This is a genomic window from Ruminococcus sp. RTP21484sp1_RTP21277st1_D2_RTP21277_210401 (assembly GCF_040924225.1).
In the GTDB taxonomy this organism is placed as follows: domain Bacteria; phylum Bacillota; class Clostridia; order Lachnospirales; family Lachnospiraceae; genus Blautia_A; species Blautia_A faecis.
The window spans coordinates 27,115-42,947 of the sequence record NZ_JBCOMJ010000003.1; the positions used below are offsets into that span (position 1 = coordinate 27,115).

The following is a 15,833-nucleotide window of genomic DNA, read 5'->3' on the forward strand; positions in this document are numbered from 1 at the left end:
CAATACGAAAATAATCTTCACCAAAATTTGGCTTCCAACGTTTCTTAGTTTCTTTCTTCTTATTTTCTTCTTTATCTGTATCTGCAACTTTCTGTAAATCTTCTTTTACTCTTGAAAGTGTCTGTGTAATAGCTTTAATAACCTCTGGACTACATCCAGATACATCAACGTTATATCCAATACAATTTGTATCCATATTTTATTTCTCCTTCTCTTTATATAAGTCTTTAATTTTTTCTTCTAAATATTTCAAATATTCGTCCCACATATTTTTAGTGTAGATATACTCTTTAGTCTGACGTGCCATCATTAATTTTTTCATATCAGATTTATAATCAAATGGTTTATTTCTACGACCTAGCTTTTTTGCAAGAACATCAGATAAAAATGACTGTGTAAATCTTGAGAAAGTTAATAAGTCTTCTTTCTGAATAGCAGCGATTATTTTCTTATATTCATTTATTTTATTCGTTGGTATTGTAACATCTGCTTTTGGGAAATTTTTTAGACTATAAGGCGTGATATCAGCACCAAATGATGATGCTTTTAATAGATTTGCAACTGCGTCCATATCTGCAGTCTTGAATTTAAATTCTACTTCGCTATCATAGATATGTGGATCTGAATATGGAATATTTGTTTCATCAAGTTTCTTTAAAATATTTTTCCCACGAATAATGCTTGGGATGTAAGCTACAAAAGTACCTCGACCATAATAATAAATTTTATTACCGAATTGACATTTAATATATAAGTCATCGTAACTTTTATCAACGGTTCCATCTTCTTCTCTTGGCACATCATGACTTTCTGGTGAAAGTTCCGGTACAATTCTGTACTTACCTTTAAAATGCTGTGTTAAATAACTCATAGGCATTCACCTCAATATTCTTCGTAGTAAGTTTCATCACTTACTTCTACTTTATTTTTCTCTGCAGCATGGATTTTATCTAATGCCTCTTTACGAGTTTGAAATACATAATCTCCAAGAGCATTGTATCCAAATAGATAAACGTGTCTGTCCTTTTTATCCATACCGCAAAAGTAATCTTCTCCAACTGTTCGAACTTTTAATTCGCACAGATCATAAGTACCATTCTTTTTCTGAATCCTGGCATAATAAACCATGTCACCTTTATTTATTGTGCTGTACATGTTTTTTCTTCCTTTTCTTTTCTATATTCCATAGGATTTTTTGAGTGCAGAGGGAATCAAGTGTAGCAATGACATTCTCGATAACCTCTTCAAGTTCATAATTTTTACCACAATCCCAGTTGTAAATAGGAAAATATATCTCATCATGGTCCATATCTGTAACTGTGAGTGTATATGTATTATCTGACAAATCAATGTCAACTGTTAACCTATCAATGTCTTTATATACAAATTTGTTAAAATATGCGTGGTCACCATAAATCTTAAAGCCATTATTTCGCAGCTTATTAAAATCCATTTTATTGTGAATAATATATTTGTCGTGAATGTCATTAATATTCATCTTGATTTCCTCCATATAAGGGAGTCGGTTAAGACTCCCATAATTATTTACTTAATCACACTTACTCCAACCACAATCTTTACATGTGTTGCAACCACCCTCAAAAACTAAATTACCACCACACTGAGGGCATTTAGAAGATGTTGCATTTGCAACAATTTTCTTTTTTGACTGTTTTGGTGTATCAATTATCTCTTCTGAATCATCAGAAATTTCATCCTGCATTTCTTTGTACATGTCAATAAGAGCATTTCCGATAGCAACAGGACAACAAGATCCTTTTGATGTATCGTGTTTTGTTGCTGTTCTTACTGCATAAGACGGACATGTTCCGCTTGACTTAAGCTGGTCAATGATTGAATAAATATCAATTCCACCTCTTGCTGCAAGAGAAATCATTCTGGAAAGCCCGATCATGAATTGGTTACATCCGCCTGAAGATCCCTTACTTAAATATGTTTCAAGAAGTTCTCCAGTATCTGGATCAAAGAATGCTTCGCAATGCAATGTTCCACATCCAGTCTGTAATGTACGTTTCTTACCAACACAGTTGTCATCAGCTTTAATAATCATTCCTCTGCTAAGAGTTGTTTTAGGCTTTTCAGATGTTTCATCATCTTTTTTACTATCTGACGTTGTAAGAATTCCTGCACGTTTACATCCATCACGGAAAATTGTTACACCTTTAAGCCCTGCTTCCCAGGCTGTCATATATAATCCTTCGACCTGTTCTACTGTAAAATCATTTGGTACATTAACCGTAGAACTAATTGATGCATCAATATGTGTCTGCCAAACGCTCTGCATATAAATACGATTCTTATAATCAAGTGTCTGCGCAGTTACAAAATAATTTGGTAACTCAGAATCGTCTTTTAAATTGTTCTTTTCCATGTAATCTTTTACGATTGGTGTGTATACTTTGTAATACTCATCATGTCCTTTAAGAGATTCTGTTTTTCTTGTATAATAGTTTGCGAAAATTGGTTCGATTCCACCAGATACTCCAAGCATTGTAGAAAGTGTTCCTGTTGGAGCAATTGTAAGAAGCTGAGAATTTCTAAGACCATACTCTTTTACAAGCTGTTTTGTTTCACCAAGAGCATTTTTTGAATAATAAGCAGACTGCTCAACTGCTTCCGGATTATATTTTGGATATGGACCATAATCTTTTGCTAATAAAGCAGACGTTTTAAGTGCTTCATCAGCCATTGCATGACCGATCATATCACATAAATCAATAGCTTCAGGACTTCCATATTTAATACCCATCTTAATAAGTAAATCTGCAAGACCAAAAATTCCAAGTCCAATCTGTCTCCAATCTCTTACAGAATCTCTCTGTTCCTGTAATGGATGTAATGGTAATCCTTCGTCAAGGACTTCGTTTAATCCGATTGTTGCAATATGTACTGTTTTTCTAAAATCATCAAAATTAAATCCATGTGGAGTTGCAAACTCAGCTAAATTAATACTTCCGAGAAGGCAGCTCCCACCTGCTGGAAGTGGTTCTTCCTGTTTTATTACCCTATAGGCTTTTTATCCTATAGTTCTGGGGATTTCTCCCATATCCATAAAGCGCAAGTAAAACATTACGGAATACGTCTGTCAATTCAGACCAGCTTAGCATACATTTTCTTCGGGGATAATATTTTGTAATTCTATTAAAAATGATTTCATATTATGTACGTTGTCAAAACAAGTAAATAAACTTCTAAAATCCTTTATTTCATATTTTTTGTTAATTATATTGATTAAACTTGATAATGTTGCTCTTATTTTATTTTTTGGACAATTTAATACTAAATTTTTATTTTGTAATACCCATTTTTCTATATCTTTTTTTATTTCTTTTTTATGAATAATATTATTTTCATGATTTTTCTTCGCTGCAATATCTACACCTTTTTGCCAAGTTTTAGCATTTGTAGCACATTGATCACTACAATAAATTCTTCTGTTAGTTTCCCATGTGCTCAAAACAATTTCTTTTCCACAATATGCGCAAGTAAGTACTTTTGTTTTTTTAGGTTTACTCTTTTGTGTTTCATTTCCTTTTCGTAATCCAGCCAACATTTTCTTTGATGTTTCAGGATTTAGCCATTTTATCTTAGTAGTCTCACTTATTTTTCTTTTGGTCTCTTCAGATTTTTTTCCGCCATTACATCCTCCAGAATCAAGATTGTATCCAAATACTTTGTAATTGGAGTTGTAATATTTAATCCAGTATCTTTCTTTTTCATTCAATTCTTCAATATTATCTGCGGAATCTATTTCTTCAAAAGTAAAGTTATTTTCTCCATATTTGTTTATAGCGTTGTGAAAATAAACAGATTTTCTTTTTTCGCACTTTGCTTCTCTAATATGTTGATTTTTTCTATATTCTAAGGAATTAGTAGTTTGTCCAATATATATTTTGTTGTTAATTAAATTTGTTGCTTTATAAATAATCAGATTTATTACTCCTCTGATTATCCCCTACTGATCCGTACTCGTGGATGGATTATTGCTAACATAACGCTCACCATCTATGCGTTACAATCCCCTATGTTGTAGTAGGATCTCGGTATTCCCATATCCTAAGACTTAGGGTTCACCGATTTTACGGAATGTTTTACTTGCGCCCAAGAACCCAAGCACAAGGATTAGTTCCGGCATAATGAAAATTATTGTCACAACTAAGTAAATTCCAGTTTTCGATTCTGTCCCAGAAAAGCATTCCAGGCTCTGCATAATCCCAGTTCATTTCACATAATTTGTGGAACATTTCATATGCATCAATTGTTTTAGTAATAGTTTCACCTGTCTCAGCTCTAGTAAAGTTAAGTGTAAATGGCTGTTTATTTTTTACTGCGGCCATAAATTTGTCTGTAATACGAACAGAGATATTAGCTTTTGTTACTTTATCAAGATCTGATTTAATTCCAATAAATTCCTCAAGATCTGGATGTTCGCAGGACAAGCTAATCATTAATGCTCCTCTACGTCCCTGTTGACAAATTAATCCAGTGATCAAAGAGTATAAATCCATAAAACTAACTGAGCCTGTTGTGGTTTTTGCAGAGTTTCTTACTACAGACCCTCTAGGTGCTAACTTGCTAATATCGATTCCACATCCACCACCATAAGAATATGTACGTGCAAGTTTCTTTGCACAATCAAAAATAGATTCAATGTTATCCTCTGGAGGTGTAATAACATAACAGTTGCTAAGTGTGGTTTTTACATACTTATCGTTACTGACATCAATATCTTTGTTTACACCTCTGTTAGCAAGGATTCTTCCACCAAAGAGAAATTTCTTATCCTTAATTAACTGTTTTACTTCCTCATTCCAACCAGAAACTCTATCAAGCCACTGATCAAATGTTTCTCCATTAAACTGATACTTTCTCTCCCAGATATCCTGTCCCAGTTTATTGTCTTTTCCTAACCATTCTTGTACAGTCATTTTGTCACTCCTTTACTCTAAATAAAAATCATTAATATAATCAATAGCTTCATTAATACCTTTAAAAATCACATCACAATCTTCTGGCAGCCATTCATAACTGTCATAATTGTTGAATCCAATAATTGGAATATGGTTATCTACTGCGAATTGCAGTTCTTGAGCTGTTCCGATAGAAGTGTTTGTATGTTCCAGATTTACAAGGATTAAATCACATTTTCGAATACGTGATAAATAGAATTGTTTTACTTGTTTATTAGTGATTGCATTGCCACCATCACGATCAAAATAACGTGTTGGATTGATTACTTTAATAGTTACATCTTTAGCTTCTGAAATATTTTTAAAAATATTCTCAGCTTTTAATCTCCATTCTTTTCCACCGTCATGCATTCCTCTACATGCACCGGCGAGATATACAGTTAGTTTTTCCATGTTACTACCTCTTAAATAAGTCCAGCTTCATCATCTGCTAATACCTTATCATAATCTTCTCTGAAGCAAATAAATCCTGCAAACTGTAAACTTGGAAGTCCAGTATTTTTATCTTTTGTTTCTTCCTTATATTTAATATCAATGAGTTTGCCAATAAGCTCATCTCGTTTTTCCCAGAGATCTTTTCTCATTTGATCTGAATATCCATATCCAACACCAGATTTTCCATCTTTATATTTAACGATTAACGATCCAAGTGCTCCTTTGTTCTTGCCAGACCCTTCTTCGTATCCAATAACTCTTAAAGTCGCATCATAGAACTGTTTTACTTTAATAAGACTTTTGGTTCGTTTGCACTCATATGGCTTGTCAAGATTAATGCAACATCCTTCCCAATCATTATCTTCTGCGTACTGAAGCCATTCCCAAATTTTACTGTGGTCGTAACCATGATATACTCTCGGAACAACTTCAATATTGTCTGTTGGATGGAATTTAAGTTTTTCTTCCAATTCATCTAAATCTTTGCTTCTAATGGAGTATGGTTCTTTAGATTTTCCAGACCAAAATTCTTTAAGGGGGAACATATCGAATACAACGAATTTTAATTGAGATTTGTCACCAGATTTGCTATTTGCGATTCCTGTACCTTTTTGAAATGCTTCAGAATCGGATAATCCTTCTTTATTTTTATAGAGAAGTTCACCGTCTACAAACATATTGTCATAGCCCATTGCTTGTAGATCTTTAATAATATGATCGACACCATTAATTTTCTTATTCTGTCTAGTTCTGCACTCAGTTCCAATGTATGCACATCTGAGTCCATTTAGTTTGCGGCTAATATAAATCAGCTCATTACCTTTCAGCTTAACTTTTTCAATTGAAGTACCAAGCTGTACATTAAATTCTTCAATCAGTCCTGGAATAGCTTTATTGATAAGCTTGGAGTCTGCACCTAATCTAAACTTCTTTGTTACCATTTCTTCATAAAACTGACATTCAGCTTCAGATTTAGAATTATTGCAAATAAACTTTCTGACAGTAGCAACATCTACATCAGTACCTGTATTATGAGTTTTTAGGTAATCAATAACTTCTGAGAAGTTTTTTGGCTCAAATGTTGCATAATTTGCAGCTTTTGAAATGGTCATTTTATCGATCTTTTTTGTGCTGATTCCTGTAACGGTATTACCGTCCAATAGGAATACCAAACACTTTTTAAGAAGCTCATTATTCTTATTTTCTCTAAGGATACGCTGCTTTTCATTCAGGCTTGAAGTGTTCTGAATGAGTTTTAAAATTTCAATTACTTGTTCCAATAAATTAGTCCTCCAATCTTCCGATTACTTTTATATGTTCAGTGAATAGTAATGTTAACTGTCCACTGCTATGTACTTCTTCAACTGAAATGCAGTTATTACAAAAACCGATATCTGCAATACATCCTATAATGTTGCTTTTATAATTATCATCCATAATGAATACGCAACAATCACCGATTCTATGTATAACATTATCGTCATCTACAAGAGTGTTATCTTTGATGTACATTTAATTAATCACCACCCTCTTGTAAGTCGATTGATGTATGAAGAAGTTCACTAATTGATTTTGTATTTTTATTAAAATATTTCATAACCTCAATTGCAGGTTCGATGTCTTCAAAAAATAAACCAATATATTCATATTCATTTTTCTTTATAAACTTTTTAATTTTATTTAATTGCTTAAGATCGATGTAACAATTTTCAATCAGTCCATCATAAACAATTTTTATATACTCTCCCTTTAATGGATATAACCCTAAAAGTTCTGAAATAGGGATATAAACCTTAACAGTTATTGGATCAATTTTGATTTTATATTCTCTACCATACTTCTTCATAATCTGAGAAATATCATTAATAAGTTCTATCATATTATTTCCCCTTTCTTTTAATTGTGCTTAACCACGTATTTCTTGCATTATTACTTGTATTTAGACATTTGTAGAATGCCTGTGGTTCAGCACATAATAAACATCTTTTCTTTGCTCTTGTAAGCATTGTATATAACATACAGTTGTCCAATAGCTTATAATGAGTATTATCAATTACGCAGATAACTGTTTTCCTGGAAGATCCTTGCATCTTATGAGTTGTTAAAGCATAAGCCATATCTAAATCTGTAAGTTCACTTCCTTCGTATCTGATCACTTTATCTTGTTTCTCATAAACTATATTGTTATCTTCATCAAAAACTAATCCAACGTCTTTTTCTACTTTAGGTCCAAATGACTGATAAGTAACTTCGCAATAAGTCACTGGCTTTTTACCACTCATGTCTTCTCCAATAAATGTGATATATCCGATTTCACCATTAAAGACATTTCGATCATAATCATTTACAGTCTGGACAACTTTACATCCAAGCTTAAATTCTTTTTCACCAAATGAAATTGACTTCTTTTCATCTTTAAGAAGCACTTCTGCAATATCTTTATTTAACTCATAAGCACTGTTTAAGCATCCTTCTCTACGAGGTACTGCAATACCAACATTGTCAACACCATCTGATTCGACCGCTGAAAAGAACATTTTTAATGCAAGCTGGTGAAGTGAGTCTCTTGTATCTCTGAACATGTAATACATATCCTGCAATTCACCATGAACCAATTTTTTTGACGTAAGAACTTCTGTAATGGGATTTTTATTATCTCGAATGAGATTTGCATCGGTAAGAATTCCAGATTTTTCTGCTTGACGCATAACTTTTGTAAGTTCGTTGATATTTTCTTTTGGTAGACAATGAATCAGATCAGAGAATATATTTCCAAATCCAATTGGCGGTAACTGTTTATAGTCTCCACAGATTATGATTTTTGTATTATCATCTATAGCTTCAAGCCATGCTAAGAAGATTTGCACATTTACCATAGATGCCTCATCCATTAATACTACTGGAGATATAAGCTTACAATCCTTATTATAATCAAACTTATTTGGACCATGACATCCTAGTGTTCTATGAATCGTCATTGCAGGATAATCTGTAGCTTCTGTAATACGTTGCGCTGCCATTGCGGATAATGCACAGGCTGAAATATTGTGATTTGCCAGAGAATACGCACGAATAATTCCACGTAAAATTGAACTTTTACCGGTACCGGCTTTTCCTGTAACGAAGCTAATACTCTGCGTTAGTATAGAGCGTATAATTGCCTTTTGTTCATCGGTATAAGAAAATCCTTGCTCTTGTTCTGCTTTAACGATTCCTGCCTCTATTTCATCGTTTTCTATAGGCACTGGTGACGGTTTATTCAATCTTTCTTGAATGATAGACAGGATCTTCATCTCAAGATTGTAGTATAGCTTAAGTCCAACTCTATCTTCATACTGATGTAAAAATGAATTATTTTCAAGAACTCCATCAAATACATCTATACACTCTGGAGCTGAATCTTCAACTGCAGCTTTTAAAATATCTACACTACAATAAGTATGTCCATCATTCTCACCAATTTCAGTAAGGTAATAGGAAATAAAAGCAATACATCTTTCTCTGGATTCAAGAAGTTCAGGTTTTAATTTAAGTGCCAATTTATCTACCTTCTTAAAACCAAACCCTTTCATAGAACATAAGTAGTATGGATTATTTTCAATTTTCTGCTTTAATAATCCAGGGTTTGGTTCATTGCTAAGAAGGTTTTTAATCATTGTGAATGTAACACCTAACGGTTTTAGTAATGTGATAATATCTGAAATAAGGTAATTATCAATTATCTTGTCTTTTATTTTCTTCCATGTTTTTTCACGAACACCTTTAACTTTTGAAAAATCAATTGTATCTAATTTACCGTCAGCTACATCATTTACAACATTTGGATATGCAGCAAGTAATGAATCTGCAACACTCTCAGGGATAAGTGATTTAAGAAAAACTTTAGAATCTTCCACAGTCTGCGGAGCCAATGCATAAACTGTGATTGGTACATATTGTGCCCCATATTTTTTATCATCTTTATATGTTGCAGTAATCTTATATTCTGAACCAACACACAGTTGCTGCATTCGTCCGGCTAAAGTTCCGACAAAAGTATCACCATGCTCATCTCCGAACAAATCTTTGTGAACAGTTATCTTCTGACAATTAGGAAGTTGATCAGTTGTATTGAATGAATAAACTCCCCAAGACGTATTTTCACTGTAGAAGCGCTCATATGAAATTCTGGCTGTAAATTCAAACTGCTGATCATCATTACTAAATTGTTCTGAATAACTCATTATACTTTTGCCCCTTTCTTACGCATTTGCTCAAGCCACATATTATATGTTTTTATTTTTTCAACAAAAAAATGTTCTTCTCTTTTTCTTCCTAATATTGCAAGACAGCTTCCTTTTTTTATATAGTCAGAATACTCTTTTAGCTGACTAGACCATATTGTCGCTTCAATAATTCCATATGGAGTATATAAATCAAGATATGCAAACTGATTTCCATTTTTATCTTTTTTCCTTTTGACATCAACAATCACACAGAACAAAACTGTTTTGTCGCCATCCATTACAAGGTCCCAATCAATTTTAGTATATTTATAAGCATCTTTTAACGGATCATTAGTTAAGAACATTGATAAAGTATCAAATTCCCATAGATATTCATCTTTAGCGTATTTTTCTTGAAAATCTTCCATATGCTTTTTATATTTTATGTTTTGTTCTTCTAAAAACTTTTTCTCTTTTACTTTATTATAGTCATTCAAAAGTTTTTCTTTGTTTACTTTTTTGCCATCTCTATAATCTTCTACGTTTAATCCAAATGGAATTAATTTAGAATATGGAGATGGAGTTGTTGTAACAGGTTTGTATTCTTTTCTAACAAACGTGGAACCTGCATATTTTTTCAATGTTGACATCTTATTTTTAGTTGGAATACCGCCAGCTTTAATAAGGGTGATAATCGCTGTTTTGTCCTGCACTTTTTCGATGAAATCATTTAAATTCTTGTAAGGTCTAAAATCTATAATTTTGTCAACAATACTGTCACCAAGACCTTTTACTGCCAATAATCCAAACAAAATTTCATTGTTCTCTGCAATTGCAGTAAATGATTTGTTCGATTTATTTACATTTGGTGGAGAAACTTTTATTCCAAGACGTTTGCAATCATTTATTACAATACTAATTTTTTCTACTTTGTCTGATTTTGACGTAAGAAGTGCAGCCATAAAATAAACTGTGTAGTGAACCTTTAGATATGCCGTAAGATAAGATAACAAACCATATGCCACAGCATGACCACGATTAAAACAATACTCTGATTGTTTTAGCATTAGCTGCCATATTTCAGATAACTCATTTTCTGTCCAATTTTTCTTTTTCAATCCAGATCTAAAGTCTTTTTCGAGACCAGCCATTTTATCTTTTAATTTTTTGCTTATTGCGCGCCTCGCATTGTCTATGTCTTCTTCTGGAAATCCTGCATATCTAAACAGTTGAAGAGCTTCTTCTTGGTAAAGTAAAACTCCTTGAGTTGTTATAAATAGCGTTTTTAAATCTTCATGTATTGTTTGTGCACTTTCCGGATGCAATTTATTTTGACAGTATATAGGAAAGCTATCTTTTGTACCAGGTCTATTAGCAGCGTTTACTACGATAATATCCTCTACATTGTCTGCTTTAGCTTCAATACACATTCTCCTTGCTTCTGCAGATTCCATCTGGAATATGCCAACAGTGTGACCTGGTTTATAAACTTGATCGTAAACATTTTTGTCTGAAAGATTCAAATGGTTGATATCTACATCTTCCCATGTAATTCCTGCCATATTTAACGTATCGTCAATAATATCAAGTGTTTCAAGTCCAAGGTAATCCATTTTAATCAATCCAAGATCATCCATCGCATTATGCATCTCGAACTCAATCATAATGTTTCGTTCTTTATCATAACAAAGTGGCGCATAATCTGTTACAGGAGTTGGCGTAATTAAAGTACCAGCAGCGTGTCTTCCCATTGATTTCGGAAGACCTTCTACATCCATTACATATTTAAACCACAATGGGAATTTGTTATATACATCATCAAGCTTTGGATTTTTACTTAGAATATCTTTTAAAAGAACATCTTTTTCCTCTTCCTCTCCAAGATCATTAAGTGTTTTGATTGTTGGAATCATTTTTGCAACATCATCTCTCAATTTATAAGGAATCTGCTTATAGTATGGAGAATCTTCTTTTTCATCAAGTACTTTACCAATATCTCTAATTGCAACTTTTGTACTCAAAGAATTGAATGTACAAATTGGAGCAACATTTTCTTTACCAAAAAGTTCTTCTGATATTTCAACCATTTCTTTACGTCTACGCTTTGAAATATCCCAATCAAAATCTGCCATAGACTTTCTTCCAAGGTTTGCAAATCGTGAAAAATCAAGCCCCCATCTTACACTGTCAATCTGTGTGACGTTAAGCATAAATAAACACAAACAATTTGCACCAGACCCACGAGAATATCCTATAGGAATTTTTCGTCTTCTTGCTTCTTTTGCAAGCATATACAGCATAATAAAATAGTCTGTATAATCAACTGCATATAAAACTGGCAGCTCTGTTTCAAGACGTTTTTTTCGTTCATCTTGATCCTCTTTTGACATATGACCAAATTTTTCTTTGAATGTTTTAAAAACTAAATATCGTAGATATTCTTCGTGATTTTTATATGGACCATCAATTTTGACCTTCGGCATAATATTGCCTTTATTTAGCCCAATATCAATATCTTCAATAATAGAAGAAATATTATTACTTTCTTGCAAACCTTTATCAATTACAGCTTTTGTGAACTGATAAGATAATTTCTGATATATTTCTAATTCTTTCTGAAGGTAACAATCAATATAACTTTCTCCAACTTCACGTCCTTCACCAATTTCTACAAACATTGCATGAGAGTCAATTAGAGAATCACTTAACATATGCGCATCTGTTGTAATAGTATATGGAAGATTATGTTCATTGGCGAAATCAAAGATAAGTTTATTTGCTTCTGCCTGTGCTTCTGTAGTATGTGACTGTAATTCACAAACAACGTAATCAAAAATATCCTTAATGTCCTGGATAAATTGTTCTGCCTCTTTATATCTTCCATCAGTCAGATATCTGCTAAGTCTACCGGCTTGGCAAGCAGTTAAGCAAATAATGCCTTTACCAAGATTATTATCTTTGATATATTTCATATCAATTCTTGGTTTTTTATATAATCCTTCTGTTCTCGATACCGATGTTATCTTTAGTAAATTCTTATAGCCTTGCTGTGTTCTGGCAAGAAGTACCATATGGTAACGTGGCTGCTTATAATCTTTTGTATCAGCTTTCCATGTCATATCATCTACTTCGTATATTTCGTTTCCGATTATTGGCTTTATTCCTTGCTTTTTGCATTCTTTTACAAAGTTTACAATGTTTGACATTGAACCATGATCTGTTATAGCCATCGCTTTCATTCCATTATCTTTTGCAAATTTTACTGCTTCTGGTACTTTTAAAATGGAATCAAGTAATGATCCTTGCGCAGTGTGCATATGTAACGAACTGTACATCTAGTCACCAACTTTCATCTTCGTATTCATCGTTATCTTCTATATCTTCGAAAGAAGTACTTAAAACATCTACGTCATCAATAACAAACTGTAATGTTTTAATTCCTTGATACTCACTAATGCATGGATTTCCAACAATATTGATTTTTGCAACATTATCAAATGAATTTTTGAGCCAATCCATAACAGAATTATCATCTTTACATTTAAACTGTACAAACTTAATCTCACCAATTTTAAAGCAATAAGAATCTTCATTCTTGCCCTGAATGGTAATATCGTCTCTATTTACTTCAATATCTGTAATAGCAATCATTGGTTCTTCAATGCCTTGTCCAATCAAGTCTGTAAATTTTGTCATCTCATAAATGATGCTTTCATTTACATCGTACTCTGGAATGATAAAATCACATAAATAGACTTTAGTGAAATCTTCATCTTTTAATTCATCATTGAATATTTCTTTTGCTTTTTCTACGTTATCAACTGGGATTTCAATACCGAATGCAGATTTGTGCCCCTGGGCAAAATTGAATTGATTGTTAGACTCTACAAGATCTCTGAAACTTTCAATAGGACTATGGTTTATATTTCGTCCACTACCACCAAATACAATGGTATTTGTTTTATAATCATAATGTTTCTTTAATAATAAACACGGTCTGTTGTACTTCTCAGCTACTTTGATTGCACATACTCCTGTCATTCCACCATCAAGAAGTTCTGATACATCACACATGATTACTTTATCATTAGGATTTTCTCCAATCTGATCAAATATCATCTGTACACTTTTTTCACGGCTCTTATCCTGTCTTGCTTTTGCATTCTTTGCAAGTCGTGCAGCTCTATCATAAATACTTTCCTGGATAACCTCTGCAGGTTTATCTTTTGTTGCACGTTTCTTATACTCGAACCAAGCATCTTGTTCGATAAATGCTTTAAACATAAGTTCTTTTTCTTCCGGTGAACCGAACCTCGTACAGCCGTTCAAAATTGGTGTCACGTAAAATTGGACATTATGTATATTCACCACTCCACCCATACTATATTCCTGAGCATTTATAAGTGCTTGAAAGAATTTGTTACTGATGTTGTGCAATCCAACCTCTACGAGATATTTTGTTTCAGGTGAACGCATGTCCATTACATCTGAAATATTTGCTAAAGCAACCAAATCTAAAAAGTCATCTGCATATTCACACCATAAAAAATCATCTAATGCTTTTAAGAATTTATATACAATCCCAGCTCCACATAAGCTTTTATTTGTATAAAACTCACTCATCTGATTATTTACGATTAATGCATATGGATTGTCTATTAAGTTTCCTTCTTTATCTTTTGCTTGTTCGTGATGATCTAAAATAAGAACATCAACTCCACGATCTTTCAATATTTTGCATGCTTCTACATCATTTGTTCCTGCATCCGGAACAATCAGCAATTTTGTATCTTTATCAACAATTACATCATCATCTAATCCCTCAAGACCATGTGCTTTTGTTCTCTTGTGAAGGATATATCCAACAGGATAATCCTTATTTAATCTTTTAATATACGAATACTTCATTGCTGCACAACAATTTCCATCTACATCTTCGTCTATAAGAATCTGTATTTTATCGTTATTATCAAAATGGCTTAAAAATAATTCAACAGCTTCACCGATATTATCAAGTAATCCATAATCAAGCTCTGCAGAGTGATCTAATGATAAATACTCTTTTGGATTCTCAATATCTCTATTTTTCAGAAAATCAATCTGAATATTCTTTAAGTCATTATATTTATTTTCCGAATTTTTATATAACTTAAACTTCAACTTTCCAATCACATCCTATCTGTTAACGGATATACATTATTTTCCAATAAGTATTCCCATCTATCTTTATTATCCGATGGAGATTCTTTCTCACCTGTTAGCTGATTGTCTTTATCGAACATATAATACGCTGGAATGCCATCTGGTAATCTATCCGAAATTCTCAGTATATCATCCAAAACAACATCTTTATCAAAACAAAATACAATCTTAACGCCAAGTCTAATCAGCATATCTAACTGATGTCTTGAAATATTCTTTCCTCCTGTAGATACTGCATTTTTATATCCATAGGACCATAGCTGCATTACACCTTTTTCTGATTCAACAACATATACGACTCCTAACCTTTTTATATATGGAAGCGTTTTATTCAATCCGAATAGAATTTTTGATTTTGCACATTTCTCTAAATACAAATATTTACATTCAGATTCATCAACCTCTTTTTGAAATAATCGACCCTTCACTCCGACTAAATCGCCAATCTCTGAATATATTGGTATTGTTATTCTATTTGTTTCGGTATCATAGCCAATCTGAAATTCTTTCTGGGTTGAATAACTAATCCCATCTTCATAAAATAAGTCATTCACGTAAGGTTTATAGTAGTCAAGTATTTCAACAGGTATTGGTTTTAATGGAACTTCTTTCTCATCAGTTTGCTCTGTAGACATTTCATTAACTAATTTCAATATCTTTAAACTCTCAGGTATATCTGATTCAAAGTCATGATAATAAGAAATTCCAACCTCTTGACATATAAATTTCAGTCCTTCAGGAAATGATAGTTTTTCACAAAAGCAAACTAAATCAATAATATCAGTAGCTCTGTCAGTTTCAACCATTTGTCTCGTATAGTTTGTACATGATAAATTTTCCGTATTATATATTACGATTGCACCGGTATTATCACCGTCTGGATTTCCGCAGGTCCAATAATCTCCATGAAATTTAATATGATGGCAGTGAATCGCATCAAGAATCTGTTCCACATAATTATTTTCTAATATATATTCCTTTAATTCTCTAGCATCCACTG

15 protein-coding genes are annotated in these 15,833 nt (G+C 32.5%); all 15 read right to left on the minus strand.

Annotated elements, in window-relative coordinates; all coding sequences use genetic code 11:
- Positions 1-196: hypothetical protein (locus AB5706_RS02415; RefSeq protein ID WP_368365714.1), on the minus strand; the 196-nt coding region annotated here is incomplete at its 3' end.
- 3 nt (positions 197-199) lie between these two features.
- Positions 200-871: a hypothetical protein gene (locus tag AB5706_RS02420; RefSeq protein WP_368365715.1), complete on the minus strand. Its 672-nt coding sequence runs from the start codon at positions 869-871 to the stop codon at positions 200-202.
- An 11-nt stretch (positions 872-882) separates the two neighbouring features.
- Entirely contained in the window at positions 883-1,155 is a 273-nt protein-coding gene (locus AB5706_RS02425; protein WP_195590089.1) for a hypothetical protein, read from the minus strand.
- On the minus strand, positions 1,136-1,498 hold the full coding sequence (locus AB5706_RS02430) for a hypothetical protein (RefSeq protein WP_368365716.1): 363 nt from the start codon (positions 1,496-1,498) through the stop codon (positions 1,136-1,138). Before AB5706_RS02430 ends, AB5706_RS02425 begins: the two co-directional genes overlap by 20 nt.
- A gap of 51 nt (positions 1,499-1,549) precedes the next feature.
- Positions 1,550-3,022 carry a TSCPD domain-containing protein gene (locus AB5706_RS02435; protein WP_368365905.1) on the minus strand — a complete coding sequence of 491 codons (1,473 nt, stop codon included), beginning with the start codon at positions 3,020-3,022 and terminating at the stop codon, positions 1,550-1,552.
- Positions 3,023-3,121: 99 nt separating this feature from the next.
- Entirely contained in the window at positions 3,122-3,973 is an 852-nt protein-coding gene (locus AB5706_RS02440; RefSeq protein WP_368365906.1) for a GIY-YIG nuclease family protein, read from the minus strand.
- Between the two features lie 139 nt (positions 3,974-4,112).
- Positions 4,113-4,949 (minus strand): glycyl radical enzyme family protein, encoded by an 837-nt coding sequence (locus tag AB5706_RS02445; RefSeq protein ID WP_118582375.1) that lies wholly within the window; start codon positions 4,947-4,949, stop codon positions 4,113-4,115.
- A gap of 12 nt (positions 4,950-4,961) precedes the next feature.
- Complete coding sequence (locus tag AB5706_RS02450; RefSeq protein WP_368365717.1) at positions 4,962-5,384, minus strand: nucleoside 2-deoxyribosyltransferase; 423 nt, start codon at positions 5,382-5,384, stop codon at positions 4,962-4,964.
- An 11-nt stretch (positions 5,385-5,395) separates the two neighbouring features.
- On the minus strand, positions 5,396-6,706 hold the full coding sequence (locus tag AB5706_RS02455) for a hypothetical protein (RefSeq protein ID WP_368365718.1): 1,311 nt from the start codon (positions 6,704-6,706) through the stop codon (positions 5,396-5,398).
- A gap of 4 nt (positions 6,707-6,710) precedes the next feature.
- A complete protein-coding gene (locus tag AB5706_RS02460) occupies positions 6,711-6,938 on the minus strand; it encodes a hypothetical protein (RefSeq protein ID WP_368365719.1) in 228 nt (75 codons plus the stop codon).
- A gap of 4 nt (positions 6,939-6,942) precedes the next feature.
- Complete coding sequence (locus AB5706_RS02465) at positions 6,943-7,305, minus strand: hypothetical protein (RefSeq protein ID WP_118582387.1); 363 nt, start codon at positions 7,303-7,305, stop codon at positions 6,943-6,945.
- A 1-nt stretch (position 7,306) separates the two neighbouring features.
- Positions 7,307-9,649 carry an AAA family ATPase gene (locus AB5706_RS02470; protein WP_368365720.1) on the minus strand — a complete coding sequence of 781 codons (2,343 nt, stop codon included), beginning with the start codon at positions 9,647-9,649 and terminating at the stop codon, positions 7,307-7,309.
- Positions 9,649-12,966 (minus strand): DNA polymerase III subunit alpha, encoded by a 3,318-nt coding sequence (gene dnaE, locus AB5706_RS02475; RefSeq protein ID WP_368365721.1) that lies wholly within the window; start codon positions 12,964-12,966, stop codon positions 9,649-9,651. The genes AB5706_RS02470 and dnaE overlap by 1 nt, the downstream gene beginning before the upstream one ends.
- Before the next feature lie 4 nt (positions 12,967-12,970).
- On the minus strand, positions 12,971-14,791 hold the full coding sequence (locus AB5706_RS02480) for a DHH family phosphoesterase (RefSeq protein WP_368365722.1): 1,821 nt from the start codon (positions 14,789-14,791) through the stop codon (positions 12,971-12,973).
- Between the two features lie 8 nt (positions 14,792-14,799).
- On the minus strand, positions 14,800-15,831 hold the full coding sequence (locus AB5706_RS02485; protein WP_313721004.1) for a toprim domain-containing protein: 1,032 nt from the start codon (positions 15,829-15,831) through the stop codon (positions 14,800-14,802).
- Positions 15,832-15,833 lie beyond the last annotated feature (2 nt).

What these genes read in the sequence shown, in the direction of transcription:
- AB5706_RS02420 (WP_368365715.1), bottom strand. Translation starts at nt 871, where the DNA reads ATGAGTTATTTAACACAGCATTTTAAAGGTAAGTACAGAATTGTACCG.
- AB5706_RS02425 (WP_195590089.1), bottom strand. Translation starts at nt 1,155, where the DNA reads ATGTACAGCACAATAAATAAAGGTGACATGGTTTATTATGCCAGGATT.
- AB5706_RS02430 (WP_368365716.1), bottom strand. Translation starts at nt 1,498, where the DNA reads ATGAATATTAATGACATTCACGACAAATATATTATTCACAATAAAATG.
- AB5706_RS02445 (WP_118582375.1), bottom strand. Translation starts at nt 4,949, where the DNA reads ATGACTGTACAAGAATGGTTAGGAAAAGACAATAAACTGGGACAGGAT.
- AB5706_RS02450 (WP_368365717.1), bottom strand. Translation starts at nt 5,384, where the DNA reads ATGGAAAAACTAACTGTATATCTCGCCGGTGCATGTAGAGGAATGCAT.
- AB5706_RS02460 (WP_368365719.1), bottom strand. Translation starts at nt 6,938, where the DNA reads ATGTACATCAAAGATAACACTCTTGTAGATGACGATAATGTTATACAT.
- AB5706_RS02465 (WP_118582387.1), bottom strand. Translation starts at nt 7,305, where the DNA reads ATGATAGAACTTATTAATGATATTTCTCAGATTATGAAGAAGTATGGT.
- AB5706_RS02470 (WP_368365720.1), bottom strand. Translation starts at nt 9,649, where the DNA reads ATGAGTTATTCAGAACAATTTAGTAATGATGATCAGCAGTTTGAATTT.
- dnaE (WP_368365721.1), bottom strand. Translation starts at nt 12,966, where the DNA reads ATGTACAGTTCGTTACATATGCACACTGCGCAAGGATCATTACTTGAT.